The organism is Acaryochloris sp. 'Moss Beach', from assembly GCF_021497025.1.
GTDB lineage: Bacteria > Cyanobacteriota > Cyanobacteriia > Thermosynechococcales > Thermosynechococcaceae > Acaryochloris > Acaryochloris marina_A.
This window is the reverse complement of sequence record NZ_CP071717.1, coordinates 5616383-5637583: the sequence shown is the minus strand read 5'-3', so window position 1 is coordinate 5637583 and position 21201 is coordinate 5616383. Positions and strand designations below refer to the sequence as shown.

The 21201-nt window shown below is 48.6% G+C and carries 21 protein-coding genes and 2 pseudogenes; 10 read left to right on the top strand and 13 right to left on the bottom strand.

Annotated features, from left to right (window positions below; translation table 11 throughout):
- Window positions 1-80: 80 nt before the first annotated feature.
- Entirely contained in the window at window positions 81-1322 is a 1242-nt protein-coding gene (gene crtL / locus HRE53_RS26315; RefSeq protein WP_235108575.1) for a lycopene beta cyclase, read from the bottom strand.
- Window positions 1323-1687: 365 nt separating this feature from the next.
- Between crtL and HRE53_RS26310 the strand changes: the two genes are divergently transcribed.
- The 6 genes from HRE53_RS26310 (at window position 1688) to HRE53_RS26285 (ending at window position 9980) form a co-directional block, all read left to right on the top strand.
- Window positions 1688-5218, top strand: coding sequence for an NB-ARC domain-containing protein (locus HRE53_RS26310; RefSeq protein ID WP_235108574.1), 3531 nt, complete (start codon window positions 1688-1690; stop codon window positions 5216-5218).
- Window positions 5215-6882 carry a GAF domain-containing hybrid sensor histidine kinase/response regulator gene (locus HRE53_RS26305; protein ID WP_235108573.1) on the top strand — a complete coding sequence of 556 codons (1668 nt, stop codon included), beginning with the start codon at window positions 5215-5217 and terminating at the stop codon, window positions 6880-6882. Before HRE53_RS26310 ends, HRE53_RS26305 begins: the two co-directional genes overlap by 4 nt.
- A gap of 19 nt (window positions 6883-6901) precedes the next feature.
- Window positions 6902-7351: a response regulator gene (locus HRE53_RS26300; RefSeq protein ID WP_235108572.1), complete on the top strand. Its 450-nt coding sequence runs from the start codon at window positions 6902-6904 to the stop codon at window positions 7349-7351.
- A 212-nt stretch (window positions 7352-7563) separates the two neighbouring features.
- Window positions 7564-7977, top strand: a complete 414-nt coding sequence (locus tag HRE53_RS26295) for a hypothetical protein (RefSeq protein WP_235108571.1) — start codon at window positions 7564-7566, stop codon at window positions 7975-7977.
- 407 nt (window positions 7978-8384) lie between these two features.
- Window positions 8385-9185, top strand: a complete 801-nt coding sequence (locus tag HRE53_RS26290) for a PAS domain-containing sensor histidine kinase (protein ID WP_235108570.1) — start codon at window positions 8385-8387, stop codon at window positions 9183-9185.
- Window positions 9186-9557: 372 nt separating this feature from the next.
- The gene (locus HRE53_RS26285; RefSeq protein WP_235108569.1) at window positions 9558-9980 is read left to right on the top strand and encodes a DUF4332 domain-containing protein; all 423 of its coding nucleotides are present in this window, start codon (window positions 9558-9560) and stop codon (window positions 9978-9980) included.
- Between the two features lie 21 nt (window positions 9981-10001).
- Here HRE53_RS26285 and HRE53_RS26280 read toward each other — a convergent pair whose 3' ends face one another.
- The gene (locus tag HRE53_RS26280; protein ID WP_235108568.1) at window positions 10002-11267 is read right to left on the bottom strand and encodes an aminotransferase class V-fold PLP-dependent enzyme; all 1266 of its coding nucleotides are present in this window, start codon (window positions 11265-11267) and stop codon (window positions 10002-10004) included.
- Between the two features lie 31 nt (window positions 11268-11298).
- Complete coding sequence (locus tag HRE53_RS26275) at window positions 11299-11727, bottom strand: low molecular weight phosphatase family protein (RefSeq protein ID WP_235108567.1); 429 nt, start codon at window positions 11725-11727, stop codon at window positions 11299-11301.
- Between the two features lie 217 nt (window positions 11728-11944).
- Between HRE53_RS26275 and HRE53_RS34610 the strand changes: the two genes are divergently transcribed.
- Both HRE53_RS34610 and HRE53_RS26270 read left to right on the top strand, forming a co-directional pair.
- On the top strand, window positions 11945-12070 hold the full coding sequence (locus HRE53_RS34610; RefSeq protein ID WP_255801037.1) for a hypothetical protein: 126 nt from the start codon (window positions 11945-11947) through the stop codon (window positions 12068-12070).
- A 242-nt stretch (window positions 12071-12312) separates the two neighbouring features.
- Window positions 12313-13368, top strand: a complete 1056-nt coding sequence (locus tag HRE53_RS26270; RefSeq protein WP_235108566.1) for an IS630 family transposase — start codon at window positions 12313-12315, stop codon at window positions 13366-13368.
- On the opposite strand, the gene HRE53_RS26265 is transcribed toward HRE53_RS26270, so the two are convergent.
- The 4 genes and pseudogenes from HRE53_RS26265 to HRE53_RS26250 all read right to left on the bottom strand — a co-directional run bounded on the left by HRE53_RS26265 (window position 13365) and on the right by HRE53_RS26250 (window position 16774).
- Window positions 13365-13532, bottom strand: coding sequence for a VOC family protein (locus tag HRE53_RS26265; protein WP_235108565.1), 168 nt, complete (start codon window positions 13530-13532; stop codon window positions 13365-13367). The genes HRE53_RS26270 and HRE53_RS26265 overlap by 4 nt on opposite strands.
- Before the next feature lie 120 nt (window positions 13533-13652).
- Window positions 13653-14732 (bottom strand): annotated as a pseudogene (locus tag HRE53_RS26260) (ISKra4 family transposase); the annotation flags it as partial.
- Window positions 14733-15045: 313 nt separating this feature from the next.
- Entirely contained in the window at window positions 15046-16284 is a 1239-nt protein-coding gene (locus tag HRE53_RS26255; protein ID WP_235106803.1) for an IS256 family transposase, read from the bottom strand.
- Window positions 16285-16336: 52 nt separating this feature from the next.
- Window positions 16337-16774 (bottom strand): hypothetical protein, encoded by a 438-nt coding sequence (locus HRE53_RS26250; RefSeq protein WP_235108563.1) that lies wholly within the window; start codon window positions 16772-16774, stop codon window positions 16337-16339.
- A gap of 124 nt (window positions 16775-16898) precedes the next feature.
- Here HRE53_RS26250 and HRE53_RS26245 point away from each other — a divergent pair, with 124 nt between their 5' ends.
- Together HRE53_RS26245 and HRE53_RS26240 are read left to right on the top strand one after the other, a co-directional pair.
- The gene (locus HRE53_RS26245) at window positions 16899-17525 is read left to right on the top strand and encodes a hypothetical protein (RefSeq protein WP_235108562.1); all 627 of its coding nucleotides are present in this window, start codon (window positions 16899-16901) and stop codon (window positions 17523-17525) included.
- A gap of 113 nt (window positions 17526-17638) precedes the next feature.
- Complete coding sequence (locus HRE53_RS26240) at window positions 17639-18046, top strand: hypothetical protein (RefSeq protein WP_235108561.1); 408 nt, start codon at window positions 17639-17641, stop codon at window positions 18044-18046.
- Between the two features lie 16 nt (window positions 18047-18062).
- Here the strand turns inward: HRE53_RS26240 and HRE53_RS26235 are convergent, their stop codons facing one another.
- The 6 genes and pseudogenes from HRE53_RS26235 to HRE53_RS26210 all read right to left on the bottom strand — a co-directional run bounded on the left by HRE53_RS26235 (window position 18063) and on the right by HRE53_RS26210 (window position 21194).
- A complete protein-coding gene (locus tag HRE53_RS26235; RefSeq protein WP_235108560.1) occupies window positions 18063-18356 on the bottom strand; it encodes a hypothetical protein in 294 nt (97 codons plus the stop codon).
- A 79-nt stretch (window positions 18357-18435) separates the two neighbouring features.
- Window positions 18436-18609 carry a hypothetical protein gene (locus HRE53_RS26230; protein WP_235108559.1) on the bottom strand — a complete coding sequence of 58 codons (174 nt, stop codon included), beginning with the start codon at window positions 18607-18609 and terminating at the stop codon, window positions 18436-18438.
- Window positions 18610-18917: 308 nt separating this feature from the next.
- The gene (locus tag HRE53_RS26225; RefSeq protein ID WP_235108558.1) at window positions 18918-19151 is read right to left on the bottom strand and encodes a hypothetical protein; all 234 of its coding nucleotides are present in this window, start codon (window positions 19149-19151) and stop codon (window positions 18918-18920) included.
- Window positions 19123-20112 (bottom strand): transposase, encoded by a 990-nt coding sequence (locus HRE53_RS26220; RefSeq protein ID WP_235108557.1) that lies wholly within the window; start codon window positions 20110-20112, stop codon window positions 19123-19125. Before HRE53_RS26220 ends, HRE53_RS26225 begins: the two co-directional genes overlap by 29 nt.
- Before the next feature lie 105 nt (window positions 20113-20217).
- Window positions 20218-20964 (bottom strand): annotated as a pseudogene (locus tag HRE53_RS26215) (VOC family protein); the annotation flags it as partial.
- The gene (locus HRE53_RS26210) at window positions 20961-21194 is read right to left on the bottom strand and encodes a hypothetical protein (RefSeq protein ID WP_235108555.1); all 234 of its coding nucleotides are present in this window, start codon (window positions 21192-21194) and stop codon (window positions 20961-20963) included. The gene HRE53_RS26210 and the pseudogene HRE53_RS26215, both read right to left, overlap by 4 nt.
- Window positions 21195-21201 lie beyond the last annotated feature (7 nt).

Sequence of the window (21201 nt, the reverse complement as noted above, 5' to 3'; positions counted from 1 at the left end):
TCAGACGTCTAGGATCATTGGGGTGAAGCACTAGCAACTTATCTTAACTAATGTGGAAGTAACCGCTAGTGGCAATTTTGCTATTTGGAGGTGATAGATTGCCAGAGGAGATTGCTTTCCCTACCGGGAAATTGAAGCAAACCCCAGCGCAGGGAATTGGGTGCAATGGCAAATAAGCGCACCATCACTGCTACCAATGCTGGTGTCGATAGCGTATCGGCCAGAAATCCCGACCATTGACCTCGGGGCAGACTAAAAAAAGTATCGAAATGCTGTTTTAACAGCACCTCATCAAACCGCATTAACTTTTCTAAGCCAAACCGATAGAGATAGTACTTGCGCAGGCGATCTCGATTCCATAGCTCCTGCCATGCCGCCTGAGCGATCACGGTTGGTCCAGCTTGAGTATCCTGGAGTTTAGTGGCAATAGCTGCAGCCAAACTAGGCCCACGGCGCAGCAGCGCCCCGACCATATACCCCGAAGCGGGATGTACCATGCTCGCAGCACCACCAAAGGCCACCACGGGTTGATGGAGATCCGGCAGGGGAAGTGTCATCGGAAAGATGCAGCGTTCCACCTCATGGATCGCAGTCACCTGAACTCCGCGGGCGGCTAATCGTTGGTGCAAGCGTCGCTCTAGTAGTTCAAAGCTGACGGGAGGTGCCATCGCCAGGGATGTCTCTTCCACAAAATAGACATCATTACCAAAATCCATCCCATAGAGAAAGGTCGGCGGCTCGGTGGCGCGTTCAGTGGCCGATAAATGCTCGCTGCGAAAATCCTGAAGCACGAATTGTTGTGGATTGACGGGGGGTGCGGAAAAATGACCGACGATACCATAGGCCGTTTGAAATGCTACTGCCTCCTGCTGTTGCCGCTTGATAAACATCGGATTGTGGCCGCTGGCATCAATCACCACCCTGGCACGTATGGTTTCACCTGCCGCAGTCGTGACGATCGAGCGTTTGTGATCGTGCTCGATATTTATGGCCTTACCTTGCTGCCATTCCACGCCCCCGGTTTCGCATTGGGCCAGCAGATGGTTTTGCAGCTTGACTTTATCGAATAAGCCGTAGGCGCGACCGTGGTTGACTTCCCCTTTACCAAAATAGGAGACACAGTTTTCCCAACAATGCCCTAATAATTCCGTCAATCCCAGAGCTTCGAGTTCATCGCGCCAGATACCGTAGGTATTCGGCCAGACTTGCCGCAGCGGACTAGCAGTTAGGCCGCCAACCTTGACGCCTTGCTCGGCCAAAGCCGCCGCAATAATCATCCCAGCGGGGCCTGCCCCAATTACCAGCGCATCAAAATCCAACATAGCAGCGTTCTTTTAGATAACACCTAAGGGAGCACCCATCCCCGGTTCGCACTTTAACACGCGATCGAATACGGATAGAATAACCCTCGATTGCTCTATTGCATTGGCATAGCTTATTTTCAGGGTAGACATGAGTTTATTTCGAGCATCATCCATATTCATTTGCCCATCACTGCCGTGAATTCTAGAAAATCTACAACCTTGTATTGCCTTTTGTGATGAATCAAACAGCCATAAAGCCCTAAAACATTTTTTACAAGGACTTAACTAACTACTCTGTGTCCCCACCCATAGCAATGGATAATCTAGAAACTGTTTTCCACCAGCAGTATCTGTAACGCCCCCAGAGCAGTACCCTAGTCAGTATGGATCATCAATCTTCTGCACCCCAGCGTCAGCGCGGATTCTCGCTGACGCCCCTCGGGATGAAGAAACTACAGCAACGGTTACTCGCTCTAGAAGCCCAAACGGGTGTGAAACATAATGCCGCCCGCATTACCCAGCAGATCCAAATTATTGATCCCAAGGGACTCCACCCCACCACCGTCCGCAAGATTCTGCGCCAGGAAACCGTAGACTTGACAACCCTCCAAGTTCTTTTTCATGCCTTGAACCTAGACCTGGCTCAGGTCGATTGTGAGCAACCCTCGCCCCTACAGGCCGCACCCACACAACAAGATTGGGGTGGGGCACCAGACGCCACCCCATTTTATGGTCGTCATCAGGCGTTAAAGACCGTCAGCCACTGGATAGTTGCAGATCGCTGCCGATTAGTGACCCTGCTGGGAATGGGCGGCATGGGAAAGACGGCCCTCTCCATCAGACTCGCCCAGCAAGTTCAAAATCAATTTACCACCCTGATCTGGCGGTCTCTGCGGAACGCTCCCCCCATTGAGGTGCTGTTACTGGACTACCTTCAAGTCTTTTCAGGACAAAGGGAGGCCGAACTGCCACAGCACCTCAATGGCCAAATTTCTCAACTGACAGACTACCTGCGCCAATCTCGATGTCTTTTAGTTCTCGATAATGTGGAGTCCATCCTAGAGCGAGGTCGTCCTGCTGGACGATATCAATCTAGCCGGAAGGGGTATAGGGAGCTACTACACCAAATTGCTAGCACCGACCATCAGAGCTGCTTGATCCTGACCAGTCGTGAAAAACCCCAAGGAATTGCAGCCTTCGAAGGAGAAGTCTTGCCCGTTCGTTCTTACCATTTACAGGGCTTAGATGCGTCATCAGGTCAAGAAATTCTCCATCAAAAAGGCTTTACCCATCTCACCTCAGCCACTAGTCAGCTGATTGAAACCTATCAGGGTAATCCCCTGGCCTTAAAAATTGTCGCGACTGCCATCCAGGATCTCTTTGCGGGGGATATCCAAGGGTTTCTAGACCAGGAGCGAATTGCTTTTAGTGAAATCCGCTTACTGCTAGATCAACAGTTTGCGCGGCTGTCATCCCTAGAACAGCAGGTGCTGTATTGGCTTGCGATCGCACGCGCCCCCATCTCTCTAAAAACCTTGCAGTCCGACATCCTCACCCCCTCAGCCCATCTTCTGGAAGCCATCGAGTCCATTGACAGACGCTCTCTGCTGGAACGGGACAGCACTGTATTTCAGCTGACCCTACAGCCCGTGATTATGGAGTATGTTTGCGATCGCTTTATTGATACCGTCAGTGCAGAGCTTCTCAACCTGCCCCTACCAGAGACTTCTCTATTTTATTCCCATGCCCTGATCAAAGCAGACAGCCCAGACTATCTCCGGGATGGTCAAATTCGCTTGGTTCTGGCCCCCATCGCCGACCGATTATTAGCGAGTCTGGGCAGCCCTAGTCGGCTCGAAGTCCATCTCAAACAGATGCTGTCGCACCTCTCGTCCCAGCCCAGCTATGGTACTGGCAATCTTCTCAATTTGCTGGTGTACTTAAATATCGATGTGACAGGCTATGACTTTTCTGGCTTGACCGTTTGGCAAGCCTATCTTCAGGGCAGCAATCTCCATCAGGTGAACCTTAGGGCAGCAGACGTTACAAAAAGCGTGTTCACCCAGACCTTCGGTGATATCTACGACGCCACCCTTAGCCCCAACGGTCAATGGGTGGCAACAGCCCATGCCGATGGTATTCCCCGAGTCTGGCAAGTCAAGGACGGCAAACTATTATTTGCCTACCAGGCTCATTCCCAAGCCGTCTGGACCGTTGCCTTTAGCCCCGATGGTCAGACCCTCGCTAGCGGCAGTTTTGATCAGACTATTCTGCTGTGGAATCTAGAACAGGGGGAAGGGCAACATATCCTCTCCGGACATCAGGATCGGATTTGGTCTATCGCCTTTAGCCCCGATGGCCAAATTCTCGCGAGTGGCAGCAACGACTGCACCCTGCGCCTCTGGGATGTAACAACTGGCGACTGTATTCATACTCTTACCGGACATATCGATGGCGTTACCACCCTTGCCTATCACCCTGACGGCAACCTGATTGCCAGTGGCAGTGCCGATCAGACCCTTCGACTCTGGCATCCTTCAATGGGATTACTGACAACCCTGCTGGGACATACCCTTCCGATTACCTGCATTGCCTTTAGTCAGGATGGTCAATTTTTAGCTAGCAGTGATGCCCAAACCATTCGTCTCTGGCAGGTGGATACCCGAGACTGCCTTCACGTCATTGAGAATTTAACGTCGATTTGGTCGGTAGCCTTTAGTATCGATGGGCAAATCTTGGGGGCAGGCGATCGCCAACATCTCAAGTTTTGGCAGGTCTCTACCGGAGCACTGATTCAGTCTCAGACCGGATACGACAGTCAAATCTGGTCTGCAGCCTTTAGCCCCAATGGTCAGCAGTTTTTAGCCTGTGATAAGCAAAAGTTGGGGGTCTGGGAGTTTGCAGCTCAACCCAACGACAAGAGCCTTGTACATCGCATTTACACTCTGGAGGGGTATACGAATGCGGTCTGGTCTGTAGCCTTTAGTCCTGATGGTCAAACCCTTGCCAGCGGCAGCACCGATCACGTGATCAGGCTGTGGGATGTGGACCACCAGCACTGTAGGCAGCGCCATCTGCAACCCTCTGCCCGCCGCATCACCTTTAGCCCCGATGGCCAAATTCTCGCTAGCGGCAGTGAAGATGGCTCAGTCCAGCTGTGGGAACCTACAACCGGGCGGCAGTTTACGATGACCACTCGTCACGAGGGCAAAGTATGGACAGTTGCCTTTAGCCCCGATGGCCAAATTCTCGCTAGCGGTGGTGCCGACCACCAAATTCGCTTCTGGGATGGGGTCAATCACCATAGCCTCAGAACCTTGACCGGTCACGACAGTTGGGTGTTATCTGTGGCCTTCTCTGGCCATACCTTAATCAGCGGCAGTGCCGATCAAACCATCAAACTATGGGACGTTCGCACAGGCGACTGTCACCACACTTTGACTGGACATATGGGCGCAGTGTGGTCCGTCAGCGCCCATGCAGATACTCTCGCCTCTGCCAGTGAAGATCAAACCATTCGACTCTGGGATCTCTCTACGGGAGAAGAGTACCAAACTCTCAAAGGCCATGACAGCCTCGTATTAACCGTGCAGATCAGTCCAGATGGACGATATATCGCCAGTGGTAGTGCTGATAACACCGTTCGATTATGGGATATCCAGACTGGGAAAGGTCTTAAGGTTCTAACGGGGCATACTCACTCTGTCTGGTCCGTGGCCTTCAGCCCTAATGGTCAGCGCTTAATCAGCGGAGGACAGGATGGTGCCTTGTGCCTGTGGGCTGTGGAATCCGGTCAACAGCTCGGCAAAATGCCGTTAGAGCGTCCCTACGAAGGTATGGATATTACAGGGACTTGCGGACTCACACCATCGCGCCGCCAGATGCTGCAAACCTTGGGAGCTATTGAGTCATGACGCAAGAATCCAGCCGCATGCTCCATCTTCTGGAAGTTCTCACTTCTCTGAGTTATCGCCAGAGCGATCTAAATGACTATCTCACCACCGTTGTCTCGGGCATCAGCCAACTCATTGACACGGACTGGTCCATCGTCACCCTCTGCCAAGACAAACAGTATCGCATCCTCGCCAGTAGCGTAGAGATGGATGACGCTGAAACCGTTTGGAACTTACATGGATCCATCACCAATTGCATCTTGGAACGGGGAACCACGCTGATGGTAGAAGACGTAGCCCTAGAGCCGATGGGTCACATGCCTGAGGGATATGCAGCCTATTTAGGTATTCCCCTCAAAACCCCAATGGGCAAAGTCTTAGGCACAGTCTGTTCTTTTTATCGACAGCCCCATCGCTGTACAGATGAAGATGTGCAGCTCGCTGAAGTATTAGCAGAACGAGCTGCGATCGCAATCGACAATTACCAGCTCTATCAACGCCAGCAGTTAGTCAATGCCCAGTATCAGCAGTTAAGTGAAAAGTTAGGGCTCGCTAACGAAGATCTAGAACGGGCCGCCCAGATGAAGGATGAGTTTCTGGCCACCATGAGCCATGAACTCCGCACCCCATTGACAGCAATTATCGGACTAGCAGAGGTACTGCGGGAGGAGGTCTATGGTGCTCTCAACCCCAAACAGATGAAGTCCGTCCGCACCATTGAAGAGAGTGGTGAAAATCTGTTGGCCCAGCTCAACGATTTAATTGACCTCTCCAAAATTGAATCGGGCAATCTGGAGCTACAGTGCAGTCGAGTTTCTATCCGCTCCCTGATCGAGAGCTGTCTAGGGTCGGTCCAACAACAAGCCCAAGATCAACAGATCAATCTGAGCCACTCTATTCCAGCAGATTTAGCGGAAGTGAAAGGAGATGAGTTGCGGTTGCGGCAAGTCTTCCTGAACTTGATCCGCAATGCCATTAAATTCACACCCCAGGGGGGTGACGTATCCGTAAAGGCGCAGATGCAGGATGCGGAAACAATTCAAGTGAGTGTGACAGATACGGGAATTGGTATTGCTACCGCAGAACTCTCTCAAGTATTTGAACCCTTCGTACAGCTCGATAGCTCTAGGACACGACTCTATGGAGGGACAGGTTTAGGCTTAACCCTAGTGCAGAGATTAGTCAAACTCCACGGCGGTATGGTTCAGGTCTATAGCGAAGTTGGTGCAGGCAGTACCTTTACCATCACCTTACCCTTCTCTTGCTCTCCTGTTGATGGAGAAGAACCAACATCTGTTCCCCCCTCTCGCCCCAGGACTATCGCTGCCCCGTTGATTTTGCTAGCGGAAGATCGAGAATCCATTGTCCTACTGCTGACGGATTACCTTGAAGAACAGGGATACCGAGTTGCGATCGCAACCAATGGTCAATCGGCCATCGACCTCGCCACCCGCCAAACCCCAGATCTGATCTTTATGGATATTCGTTTACCCCAAGTCGATGGCTTAGAAGCAACCCGTCAGATTCGCAGTCATCTACCCTACACCCCAATCATTGCCCTGACTTCATTACTCATGCCCGAGGATAAGGAACGGTTCCTCGCCGCCGGTTTTAGTGACTCTCTCTCTAAACCCCTGAAGATGGAGCAATTAACCGCAATGATCACTAAACATCTGCAAATCTAGCATCGCTAAACAAATCCCCATGGATAGCAAACAACATTCCATCCTCGTGATTGATGATGAAGAACGGATCTTTGACGTGATCGAGGGGTTACTCATCCGGGAAGGATACCGACTGACCTATGCTCCCAGCGGCCCAGCGGCCATTCAGCAGATTGATTCCCTGCAGCCCGACGTTATTCTACTCGACGTCATGATGCCTCAAATGGATGGCATCGAAGCCTGTCGCCAGATCAAAGCCAACCCCAACTGGAAACACATTCCCATTATCATCGTCACGGCCCTCACTTCCAAGGCAGATTTAGCCCGTTCATTAGAAGCTGGAGCAGACGATTTTATCTCTAAACCCATCAATAGCCTAGAGCTACGAGCACGAGTTCGTTCCATGTTACGAATCAAAATTCAGTATGATGCCCTAGCCGCTACCCTTCGCCTGCGAACTCTCAACCTTTTTGATGCCTTTCTGAGCTAGTCAAACCGAAAAAAATGGCATCAAAACCGTAGCATCAGACACAGCAAATTTTTATATTTCTGTATCAACCAGATAATATTCTGGGAACCGCAAGATTTTGTTATCTCCTGCAAAAAAAGTAAAAGACTCTCTAGGAGGGGCAACGGCTAGGGTGATTACGCTACCAATCTACATCCAGGCCTTTTCCTGAACTTGGGGTATATCCCCATTCGATGGAGATACAGATAGAAGATTGGGTGCAGTTAGTCGTATATGAGGTCTCTGAAATGGCTTTCTCCGCTAAAATTAGCTCCATTGCTTCACTTATTGCCTTAAGTATTGCTGCTCCAGTCGGTGCAGTTCCCCTACAAAAAGCTCAGTCCAGCTTACCTACCCACCCAGATTCAAGCTTTCTGATTGCATCCCCTTTCCGTAAAGAAATAAGCCCGGCATACCAAAGACGGAAGAAGTTGATGGAAATGCTCGTCATGCAGATGGAAATATCTGAAATGGCAGCAGAATTTCTAAAATCCGACGATCCTGAAGTCAAAGGACTGGCACAGGAAATGATGAAAAGTAGCGATAATCTATCTTCTCGGATTCTGAAAATGCTGTCTCCAGAAAATACACCCAAGACCGAAGGCTAGATTATTTCAGAGCCTTGCACAGAGCTGTAGTAGCTCCCGACTTAACAGCTCTGTGAAATGTCTCAAAAGTTCATCAGTGGTACAGCGACTCCTTGCCCAAGAGACATCACAGCTTGAATTGACATCACAATTCTCAGGCAGATTAGGTCTCATTTTTCTTGAGGCTGGTCAAACAGATGATCCTATAGGCGTATCAATCTAGCCATCGGCATTTATTGATCAAGGGACAAACAATCGCGTAGATATTCAATCGTTAGGTCTAATCATTGAGTCATGAGTCTATCGAACTCACTTCACAACAGACTGACACTGCTACGTGATTTGTATTTTTCATATGTCCGATGCATCCATTCTCCAGTGAGTTAATCTTTTCGATGAAAACATACAAGAACTTTGCACCCCGGACCTTGCCCCAGAGCAAACCTTTCACCAGTAGTGATTATCAGTCTCTGATCCAAATACAACAGTCTGAACTTAAGGCATGTACCCATTTAGGCACTCAAATCCCCAAAGGACAAAGAGTGGTGACCAATCGTCAAAGTGAGGATGCGCGCTTCGCTGAGCTAGGCAAGTTTTCAACCATGATTGTGCATGAGGTGCGGAACCCTTTAACGACGATATTGATGAGCCTTCAGTCGTTTCAAAATCTCAACTTGCCTGAAATATTTCAACTGCGGTTAGATTTTGCCCTAGATGAAGCAGATCGGTTACAGCGTCTCGTGAATGAGATTTTACTCTATACCAAGCCTCAGAAGTTATCCGCTTCCTCCCTAGACATTGATGCCTTGATCATTAACTGTATAGAAGGTTTTCAAGCCATGCCTTTGGCTGTTGACAAAAAACTTACGTTTATACCCACACCTGTTCCGGTTGAAATCCAGGGAAACTCAGACAAACTTAAGCAAGTATTGATTAATCTGCTGACCAACGCCTGCGAAGCATCAAGGGTTGGGGACGAAATTAATATTCAGCTTCTGCATCAAGAGCAAAGTGTCTGCATTAAAGTCCACAACTGGGGTGAATCTATCCCTATCGATCAATTAGTCACTGTCCTGCAGCCCTTCTATTCCACCAAGTCCACAGGCAATGGGTTAGGGTTACCCATTGTGAAACGCATCGTTGAAGAACATGGTGGACATTTGCGAATTAACTCTGATCCACAATCTGGAACCACAGTTTCAGTTGAGTTGCCCATCGACCCTAAATAATACCTACAGAACGCCAGAGTTATGAAGGTAAGCTAATAAGTCTAACTTTAGGGTAAATCATCTGAGAATCAAGAAAAATTGTCCGACATAGTTAACCAATCTCTCTAAAATTGCAATCACTGCCTTAAACTTGCTTATCTTTGTTGCTAAGCAGCTTGAAATAATTCTTGGAGTTCATGGGGTTTTAGGTTCCAAAATTAGTGCATCTGAAAAGGTGACAGGCTTCTAGTCAAGACGACACCAAATCTAAGCCAAAGAGATTTAATAGTTCGTCAATCAAGTCAAGTGCCTAGACGCAAATACCCCCAACTCGATACAGTAGACAAGCTGAATCAAGTTCTATGGTGTGGGGGTAACCCCTAAAGACCAGTAATGCCTACTCCTTCTCTTCCATTTGCTGAGCCCCTTGCTCAACTGCCTGGCCTGAGTCCTGACAATCTCAGCCAGCTACAGCAATGTGGAATTACAACGATTAAAAAACTCTACACCCATACACAAACGCCTAATCACAGGCAACAGTTAGCAGCCCGAATGAAGCTACATCAACAGTACATCAATAAATGGGCAGCCCTAGCAGACCTCTCCTTAATTCCAGGTGTAGGGACTCAAAACTGTGGTTTACTCCTGCATGCAGGGGTAGGTTCGACAGTACAACTCGCACAAATGCCAGCAGAGCGCCTTCACAGACAATTGCTAAGGTTACATGTAAAGATGTTAGGGCAAAATGCTCTCTGTCCGACGGTGGCTGAGGTAACCCAGTGGATCTTTCAAGCTCGCCGCCTTGCCCGCAGCTAGGCCTTGCCAGCTAGAAGCCAACTAAGCCAAATCACGGATATGTTTCAACACTCGATCGATTTCGTCAGGGGTATTGTAGACACCTGGTGTCAAACGAGCGTAGGACACATCATAAGGAGTTGTACTAGCAATAATATTGTGGGTGCGCAACTTCGCAACAACAGCCTTGGGCATTAATCCTTCGACATCAAAACAGATAATCGCGGCAGATAGGTTGTCGTCGATAGGCGTATACAGTTTGACATGCTTCATTTTTGATAGCCCAATTTTTAGTTGGCGGCTGAGGGAATGAAGACGTTGAGTCACTCGCTTTTTACCCATCTGCTGATGAAATCCAAAGGCTTGAGCCATTGCCCATTGATGTTCAAAGGATTTAAATCCTCCAGGCGTCATCCAACTACCCCAACCTGCTCCCCCTGTGAAAGTCGGAATCGTGGGCGTGACGGCATTCTGGGTTTCAGGCTTGCCCCAAATAAAGCCAGAGCCACGAGGAGCAAACATCCATTTATGGGTACCTGCGACGAAGAAATCACATCCTAGATCAGTCAAAGCGTCATCTTCTACCCCTAAGCCATGGACGCCATCCACAAAGAACAGAACCTGATCCTCCTCTGATCGGTTCTGGTTCACTTGCTTTAGTTGTTCCGACATTTTGGCAATGGGCACTTTGAGACCTGTACTAGAGTGGACCCAGGTGGCTGTTACCAGTCTTGTTTTCGGTCCAATCCCTTTAACCAAGGTCTCAACCATTTCGTCTTCAGATACGGTTTGAATATCCCGATATAGGGGAATTTCCTTAACGGTTGCTCCAGTTCTAGATGCCTTATATTTCAGTGATGTATGAGTGGAATAGTAATCATAGGTGGTGGTCAACATTTCCTGATCTGGACGAATGCTAAGACCATTAATCACCAAAGCTGTCCCCATGGTTGTGCTGTCGGTCAGGGCAAGATCGTTGGACTGAACACCCAAATAGTCAGCCGCATTGTTTCTAACTTCTGCCACTAAGTCCTGTCGATGGTCATAGAGATAGTGAGTGGGATTTTGATCCAGGCCGTCGCGATGCTGATCAATGGCGGATTGCACAGGAGCTGGATGGGAGGCTAACAGGAGGCCTGCCATGTGAATATATTTAGGGTCTAAGTTGAAGTGGGCTCTTACCTCTCGCCAATTATTGAGGTTTTTGTGTTGAGCGGTTGGCTGGCTTACCGCATTGGATTGAGCCAGAGTGCCTGCAGCTGTTCCCAGACCTGCGGTTAGTAAAAAGTTTCTCCGAGTCCAAGCCATGACTGTTTTCCCTAGCTGTTTAGGACTCATCCTACAGTCTAGAAATCAGATCATGGATGTGGTTTTCTAATTGTTTAAGGGCATCGTCTGGAAGTGCTTGGTCGATATCATGGACGCACCAATAGTCGACTTTATTTTCCCAGTCTGGGAATCGTGCGTGCATCAGGGGACGATGTTCTGTTTTATCAACGGCAATCACCTGATCAGCCTTGTTGAGATCCGCCACCGTCAGGGATAAGGGGAAGCGAAGATTGTCAGGGAGTTGAATATTGTGACTGAGTAATCCTTGTCGGGTGTATTTGGAGATGGGGCCAACATTATTTTGACCTCGCTCCAAGGCCAGGCCCCGAGAATCTGCCCGCCCATTGAGGGCCTTTTGCATCGCTAAATGATTGAAGTAGTATTCACAAAAACGGCTGCGATAGTAGTTTCCGGTACAGAGAAACAGGATTGTGTGCACTTGGATTGCTCATGCCAATAATCTATTCCCATACCTTACTCTCACAAAGAAAGTCCTGTGGGTATGGTTGGTATGTTTGCATTCATCTTGGCTAACGCATTGATCGGAAAGTTAGGGTCAAATCTCATGGCTTGATATCAAAGTACTGCAACTCTCAACCGTTGGATGGCAAGCCGTCCAAGAATGTAATCACATTGGTATCGCCAAGAACATTGATATGAATGAGAAAACCGATAAAGCCTCTTGGGCTAAAAGCAATAATTCATCTAGCTATCAATTCACCAGTGACTTCTTCCAGAAAAATCCTGAATTCGGCGGCTCAGATGGGGTAGTTCAGGTTTAACAGCCGATATTTTAGATCAACTGGATAAAGAATCGAAATGAGTTGCAGCTATCACCTTGAATGAGGTTTAAATTGACTCAATCAAAGTTCAATAATACGTAATATATGACCGTTAGGATCTTTAATCAGAAAGCCTTTCTTGAAGCTTAGAGTTTTGTTATACTGCAGACGACTTGTGACTTAACATTGTAGCGGAGAGATTTGGCACACTGGGAGTATCCCCCACCTACTCTCTTACTTGCATGATTAAAATTGATTTCACCGCAGAGGAAATCCAACACCTCAATTACGAACGCTATCATCACCCTCACCCACGGGTGCAGCGACGGATGGAAGTGCTCTACTTGAAAAGTCAGGGTCTTCCCCATGCCCAGATTTGTCAGCTTTGTCAGATTAGTCGTCCGACCTTAGCTAAAACCCTTCGTCAGTATCAACAAGGCGGAATTGAAGGACTGAAGACCCTGGAATACAAAGGTCAACCTAGTTCACTCAATGCTCATAGCGATAGTGTGAGAGCCTACTTTGAGCACCACCCGCCCCGCACCAGTGCAGAAGCCCAAGCAGTCATTGAACAATTGACAGGCATTAAGCGTTCTCCAACCCAGATCAAAGCCTTCCTCAAACGCATTGGTTGTCGCTATCGAAAAGTGGGGTATGTGCCGGGAAAGTCGAGTCTGCCCGAGAAAATTGAGGAGCAAGAGCAGTTTCGACACACTCGCCTTGAACCCTTATTAGAGGAAGCTCAACGCCAAGAGCGTCTTGTCTTTTTTGTGGATGCTGCTCATTTTGTTCACCGGGCTTATCTGGGGTTTCTCTGGTGCCTTCGTCGGATCTTCATCCCGTCTCCTTCTGGCCGTCAACGATTCAATGTTCTGGGTGCACTCAACGCTGTCACCAAAGAAGTCACCAGTATCACCAACCACACCTACATCAACTCTCATAGCATGTGTCTGTTGCTAGCCAAGCTGGCACTACTCGACCCAGTCATACCCATCAGCGTCATTTTAGACAATGCCCGATATCAAAAATGCCAGCTGGTGACTGACTTTGCTGAGATCGTCGATATTGAGTTAGTCTATTTGCCCTCCTATTCACCCCATTTGAATTTGATTGAGCGGCTTTGGCGCTTTGTGCGCAAGGAATGTCTCTACTCGAAGTATTATTCGGATTTTCACTCTTTCAAAGGGGCCATTCAACAGTGCATTGATCAATGCAATGGAGAGCACAAGGCGAAACTAACCAGCCTTCTATCACTCAAGTTCCAGTCTTTTAAAGAAGTTAATATCTTAGCCGTCTAGAGTATAGGTAAAGTCACAACATCGGCAGAAACAAAGGTTACTCCTTTGGCTTTAAGTCGTTGTGCAGTCGCTTCGGCATCATCTACTACGACAGTGGTTTGCCAATGGAGTAGGTCGTTGGCTTGGGCATTAGCAGGTCTGCTTCGTCCATTTGCTGGAGTCAAATAGTGTAAGAATTCAATACCAGGGCCTGATGATGCTTTAAGGCCACTGATCAACAACTTGGCCCCGAAAACATTATTTAAATGTTCCGGGCGCTTTCGGCAGTCGTGGGAGACCTGAATTTACCTCGTTGGGACATGGGGGAATAAGGTATCAAAGCGTTGATTCACCCAATCCAATCTCAGGTGAAGGAGATGATTGAATCCATCCTCACTCCATCGCATCCCCACTCCCTTAAAGCGCTGTTGAATCAGCCACTTGCAAGCACTCTCAATCATGCCACTGCCAAGTGGACATTGGTCCTTCTCAAAATCCTGATAGCGGATATGTCGATGATGGGTTTGGAAATAAGTGTGCACCTGGATAAGTGTCTCTAAATCTTTGCCCTGCGGAATATCTGTAGTGACCAGGGCAGTCAAGGATTTAAGTACAGCGTGATGTTGCCCATGTCTGAGTAGAGACCGCCAGTTCTTGAACCAATTTTTAGCCTCAGGGGACCGACAATCGAATAAGGCTGCAGTCGCTCGCCACAGATGTCCAGCGGCATGATAGAAATCGAGAATACCCATCGCACAATGGGCAAAGCACTGACGGTAGACCCGCCAGAATCCCCGTCCGCCATCACTCAACCAAATGACTTGGGGAGCAGTGTCAATGGATTGTCGTTGAGCCTCCATCTGCATGAGAGGAATAAAGGTATCAATATCCCCCAAAACAGCTACTAATCGACGATGACATAATCGAGTCACTTGTTTTCCAGACCGGGTTAGATGCTGTCCTAAGCGAGCAAATAGACCGACCTTCACTTCCCGCCATCGAGTTTTACCTTTAGCGGTTTTAGGCTTCGGTCGAAAAGGCACCATCACCCCATCAGCAGCAATAGCAAGACGGAGCATGGCGGTCATCTCCTCCAAGGTGTCTGGTGACAGACATACTCCTCGGAGGAACTGCTCTAGTTGTTGCCTTAATCGGGATTGAGACTGTTGTCCATAATGCGCAACCCAAGACCACAAGGTACTCGCACTCACCGCTATTCCGGTACATTGATGCAGCATCCAACTCGATAGTTCATAGGGCATGACAATACTCATCAAGCATCCCAAACGTATCAGTTCTTCACTACTCGATTGATAAGGAGCAATACCCAACGCTTGATCTAAGGGCACACTGAGACTCACCTTACAGGTTTGATTGGGGCAACGCCCGACTCTTCGCTTTCAGGCGATCTGACCCACCAGCGTCTTCATCTGGCGAGACCGAAATCCTTTGGAGCGAATATGTCGTCCACAGACTGAACAATCTGGCCAAATCGTGGGAAATTGCGCACGAGTATTGAGTGCTTTCTCTAAGGTCAGGCGGGCAAACTTCTTTATTTTTATAGAGGGATAATTAGGTCTAGGCTGGCATTATTACCTCCACAACTTGCTCGACAGATTGGCCTTGTTCAAAGAGTGATTGACAAAACTGTACGAGCGGATGGAGAGTGTTTAGATTTTTGTGTAAGCCGTAACGTATTCAATAGTTGAATCGTGTTGGGAACAGAATAGCAAAATGGGACAGCGCCGCCTTCCAATTCAAAATCGGTCTGGTCCATCTCTTCGAGATATTCCTCATCGCCAGAAACATCAATTTGTAGACAGACTCTTCATTCGGGAAGACAGCTTTGGTCTTAATCACCTTTCGCAGTGAGCGATTGAGCGACTCAATGGCATTAGTGGTGTAGATAACCTTTCGGATGGCCATTGGGTACTTAAACAACGGAGCAATATTATCCCAATGCCGTATCCAGATTTGGCTGATGCCAGGATACGTCTGGTCCCATTTGTTGGCAAACGCATCCAAGGCAGCCTCAGATTCCTCCAAAGTGGCCGCTTGATAAATGGGCTTGAGGTCTGCAGCTACGGCTCGACTTTCCTTCCAAGGCACATGGCGCAAACTATTGCGAATGAGATGAACGATACAAACTTGAACTTGAGTATCGGGATAGACCGATTCAATCGCCTGGGGAAAGCCTTTGAGACCATCACAGCAAGCAATCAAGATATCCTGAGCGCCTCGGTTTTTAAGGTCTGTGAGCACTGAAAGCCAGAATTTTGCTCCCTCCCGCTCGGCAGCCCCTATCCATAATCCCAACAGCTCTTTGTTTCCCTCCACAGTTACCGCTAGCGCGACATAGACGGCTCGCTTGCTGACTTGGCCATTGACTTTGATGTTCACATACAGGGCATCGAGATAGACAATCGGATACACCTCATCCAATGGTCTTGAGCGCCAGTCTTTAACCTCCTCCATGACACTATTGGTGACGTCACTAATCAGACCCTCAGAGATATTGGCCCCATACAGCTCCACCAATTGAGCTCGAATATCACGAGTGGTCATGCCACGAGCATATAAGGCGATGATTTTCTCGTCGAGTCCCGCGATACGTCGCTGGCCTTTGGGCACGAGGACAGGCTCAAACTCACTGCAACGGTCGCGAGGAATCGATAGGTCCATCTCTCCTTGTTCAGTCTGGACGGTCTTTTTCGAGTAACCATTGCGACTGTTTCTAGGGCCATGAGAACGCTCATCGACGGAGGATTGATGCAGGTGATGAGTCAATTCACCTGCCAAAGCTCGTTCCACTAGGCGTTTGCTGAGTTGTTTGAGCAGTCCTGATTCGCCCAGAATATCCTCTGGCTGTGGATTCTCTCCAATGAGTTCATCCAATAGCTCATCAACTCGATTGGGTACTTGTTTCTTTCTAGACATGATGCGGTCTCCTGGTGTGTTTGGATTCTAGACCGCTTACACAAAACTCTGATCAGTCTCTGCCGAATCCTTCAATGACGGTCGTTAAGTCCGCTGCGCATACGCCTGCATCAAAAGCATAATCCGCTGTCGGAAACTGCCCTTCCCCTTCAATTTGCTCAATCATGGCACTCAGCAGTTCCGTTCGCGTTTGATAGGCGTCACGATTATGCTGGTAGGCCACCAACTCACTCAATCGCTCCATCGCCGCTGCGATAGTTTCATACTCGCCTTGACGGGTCATCTTCAGATACTCCAGTTCTGCGGCTTCCCACTGGGCCGCTTGCACGGCGACGCCTATCCCATCTTGTCGCACTCGATTTGCCGCCACTGCGGTCAGAATCGTCTGATAACAGCTCATGCAATTATCAACATAATCGTACTGACGTTTGACCCCAAAAATCTGTTTGCTCCGTTCGTGATGTCCCAGTGTCCAATCTAGGCTAATCACTACACGTGCTCTGGGGCTGAAGGGGCGACATGCGCCGTAAACCTCTTGCTATTCGTGCAATAACCAGATAGATAAGAAAAAAGATGGGCTGCAAATGATGTATCTCCAGCTCACCTTATTGACAATGATATTGCCACTATACCAACCTCATTTACGCCGTCAACTGTCTCCTGCCCAGTATCTTCTCCTAGAGATCCTCGTTCATCTATTACAAACACTTCGCTGCGTCAAAATCGAGACGCTAGCAGAAGGGCTGCCACTGCCGATTCTTTTTGACAGTCGCCGAAAAAAAATCCAACGGTTCTTATCCTTACCGACCCTTGAGCTTGAAACGCTTTGGCTACCGCTGGTTAAGCTGTGGCTGAGCCAGCAGTATCCTCAAGGCTCCCAGCTTTATGTCGTCATCGACCGTACGAGTTGGGGAGTGATTAATCTATTGATGGTCAGCGTGGTCTGGCAACATCGCGCTATTCCCGTATGGTGTGAAGCCCTCTGCAAAAAGGGCAGCAGCAATTATGACGAGCAAACCGCTGTTTTAAGCAAAGTTATCCGCCATTTATCAGCCTATCGTCTGGTCATCCTCGGTGACCGAGAGTTTTGTTCCGTCAAGCTGGGGGCAGTGGTTAGGCCAACAGAAGGTCTACTTTTGTCTGCGACTCAAGCGCAATACCGAAGTGGCTCTGGCCCAGCAGTTTACTCAACAACTCCAACAGTTTGGCCTTGTCCCAGGTCAAAAGCTATTTCTCAATGATGTGCACGTCACTCAGGCTAAAGGCTTTGGAACTTTCAATGTAGCAGCCAAGTGGAAACGACGGTATCAGGGCTTTGCACCTGATGAAGCATGGTTTATTCTCACCAACTTCTGTGACCTCAATAGTGCTATCGTCAGCTACCAAAAAACGCTTCTCTATCGAAGAAATGTTTCGGGACTTCAAGCAAGGAGGCTATTGTCTCGAAGGCTCTCAAGCCATGCAAGAACGGTTGGTGGCTATCGTTATTGTGATTGCCATTGCCTATACCAGTGCGGCACTGCAAGGGCAAAATCTCAAGCAAAAAGGACTACAGCGCTATATTACTAGACCCGAATCCACCACTTCACCGAACAAGCGTCATAGTGCATTCCGAGTCGGACTATCTGCTCATCTGTGGGCCATAACGGGGGATGGAGTTCTGGCTCGATTGGTGGATGAGCTAATGAAACTCTCTCCCAATAAGCTACCTGAGTATCAACGGGGGATGAGAGCGATGGAGCTTGTCTGTGCTGGGTTGTAGTCTTCATGTCGCCCCCTCAGGCTCTGGGGTCATAATGCTGTGATACCTGTAGACGGTGGCGCACCATCAATGCCTCCTGCTCCCATGGCGATTCAAACACCCCGGCGTGCATTGCTCGACGACCTGAAAGGGGCTGCTCGGTTGTCGAGACAAACTGACTGTGAATCCCTTGCAATGTTTTGTTCTCACTGAGTAGTAAGCCACTGAGGTATCGGCTCACATGCTCAAATCCGGCTTGTCGAGGAAATAAGTCGCGGTAAGCGCTCATGCCCTGCTTAATCGTGTTGGGGATGCCGACAAAAGGAAGCATTGTTGACGTTGCTCATTACGCTACAAACCTGAAACAAGCATGACGCAACTAACACCATTAGCGACATAAATTGATGGCCTCAATGGGAAACTTTGCCAAGTCGTGTCTCTAAGGTCAGGCGGGCAAACAGGAGTCCTAATTGCAGAGCAATGAGAACCATCGCAGACAGATTACTGGCTTGGTGCAATTGCTGGCAGTAGGATGACCAGTCTGCATGTTCTGGATATAGAGCCTCTAATTGGGGTAAAGTCATGGTGCTTTTTTGAATGGGGTCGGGATCATTATCTCGTCCCTTTTTCTTGAAGAGTACCCCTCCTACATCCTTCAAAAGCGCCCAAATGTTCCTGCTCAGTCCCAAAATTCACGACTTGGCAAACTTCTTTATTTTTATAGAGGGATAATTAGGTCTAGGCTGGCATTATCACCTCCACAACTTGCTCGACAGATTGGCCTTGTTCAAAGAGTGATTGACAAAACTGTACGAGCGGATGCAAAACCTCACGAGTCAATCCGTAGAGCTTCTGGCCAATGCTTGGCGTTTTACTTGCAAAGCTAAATTTTTCAGATGTTCCCCCCAGCGACAGGCGCATCCTGGAGCAACGACTGCGCCAGACAACTTAAAGCGATGTGGCGTTTGACCGCATCCTCGTTGCGTAGCTGAGCCGATTCCAGGCCACAGATGCCTTTGGTAAACTCATGAAAAACTTCACAGGGCCAGCGATAGCTCCAGGTGATGGCAATGCGCGAGACATCCCAGTGCAGCGCGTCAGTCACTAAAAAAGCGAGGGGTATCATTCAAATCCTCCGTTTCATGAACAATGACAATCCGTTTGCGTCCGATTTTTTTGAGGCGTACGACTTTGCTAAAGGCCCAAATCTCCTTCACTTCGCCATTGCGTTGATGAATGCGGTAGTGCCGAAACGACTGGCCAGAGGTGCTACGAAGTTGTTGAGCCACTGCGTCAATGCGAGTCCATTGGTTGAACCAAAGCACGGAACGATTACACGCCAGCTCACTCACCCAATGCTTGCCGAATCCTTCAATGACGGTCGTTAAGTCCGCTGCGCATACGCCTGCATCAAAAGCATAATCCGCTGTCGGAAACTGCCCTTCCCCTTCAATTTGCTCAATCATGGCACTCAGCAGTTCCGTTCGCGTTTGATAGGCGTCACGATTATGCTGGTAGGCCACCAACTCACTCAATCGCTCCATCGCCGCTGCGATAGTTTCATACTCGCCTTGACGGGTCATCTTCAGATACTCCAGTTCTGCGGCTTCCCACTGGGCCGCTTGCACGGCGACGCCTATCCCATCTTGTCGCACTCGATTTGCCGCCACTGCGGTCAGAATCGTCTGATAACAGCTCATGCAATTATCAACATAATCGTACTGACGTTTGACCCCAAAAATCTGTTTGCTCCGTTCGTGATGTCCCAGTGTCCAATCTAGGCTAATCACTACACGTGCTCTGGGGGCATAATGCTGTGATACCTGTAGACGGTGGCGCACCATCAATGCCTCCTGCTCCCATGGCGATTCAAACACCCCGGCGTGCATTGCTCGACGACCTGAAAGGGGCTGCTCGGTTGTCGAGACAAACTGACTGTGAATCCCTTGCAATGTTTTGTTCTCACTGAGTAGTAAGCCACTGAGGTATCGGCTCACATGCTCAAATCCGGCTTGTCGAGGAAATAAGTCGCGGTAAGCGCTCATGCCCTGCTTAATCGTGTTGGGGATGCCGACAAAAGGAAGCATTGTTGACGTTGCTCATTACGCTACAAACCTGAAACAAGCATGACGCAACTAACACCATTAGCGACATAAATTGATGGCCTCAATGGGAAACTTTGCCAAGTCGTGAAAATTCTCACTTTGACCCACAAGCTTTAAACCTAAAACATCCTGATAAAACTGGAGACTGGTGTTGGTATCAGAAATAGCGATCGCAGTATGATCTATACCTAAAAATAACGATTGGGTCGGTTGTTGCCAGCGTGGATCCCCCTTATCTGGGGGAAAGAAAATTACCTCTAGGTTATGGCCATCGGGGTCCTGAAAATAAAAGGCTTCAATACCTGCTGCTGCAGGAATCGTCTTGGGTAGACGTTGTGGCCCCGTAGAAACATGCTGAACTTTATGTTTACGTAAATGTTGGTAGGCGGTGTCCATATCCTTCACCACAATCGCAATATGCTGAAACCAAAGATCATTGCTACGGGAATCTACAGGAATCGGCTTGCCTTTAGGCGTTAGATATTCAGTTAACTCAATCACTTCCTGGCCAAGCTGCATTTTGACCACTCGCATCCGTAAGCCAAAAATACCTTGAAGCTGTTCATATTCAGCTCCAAATACCTCAACATCTGAAATTTTTTGGAAAGACAATACATCTTGATAAAAGGCAACGGATCGATCCATATCAGAGACCGTCATGCCAACATCAGCAACTGCTTTTACCGAAATAGACTGCGCTTGAGCTAGTTCAATTGTTGGAGAATTTCGAGCCTCCTGAGTCTGAGCCTCAATCGGCACATTAACGTTTGCAGCAATAGCAAGCGAGAGCCCGACTAATACGAAATGTCGATAGAAAGCAATGCGAGAGGTCATCGGATAGCTCCAGACAAAATAGTTGAATTTAAGGTCCCAAACTTCAGAAGATGTCCACTGGCAGTCTGCCAAGTTTGATCCGTATGGCAGCGATCCTTATAGAAGACATTTATTCCAGCTGGCCTTTTTCCGAGGGGGAAAGAACACCGTTCTAAAACAAGAATCGTCTTGCCAGAAGAGGCTAAGCGGTGGGTTAAAATTCCACCACTAGCACCCATAATTGTCGTCATAATCTGT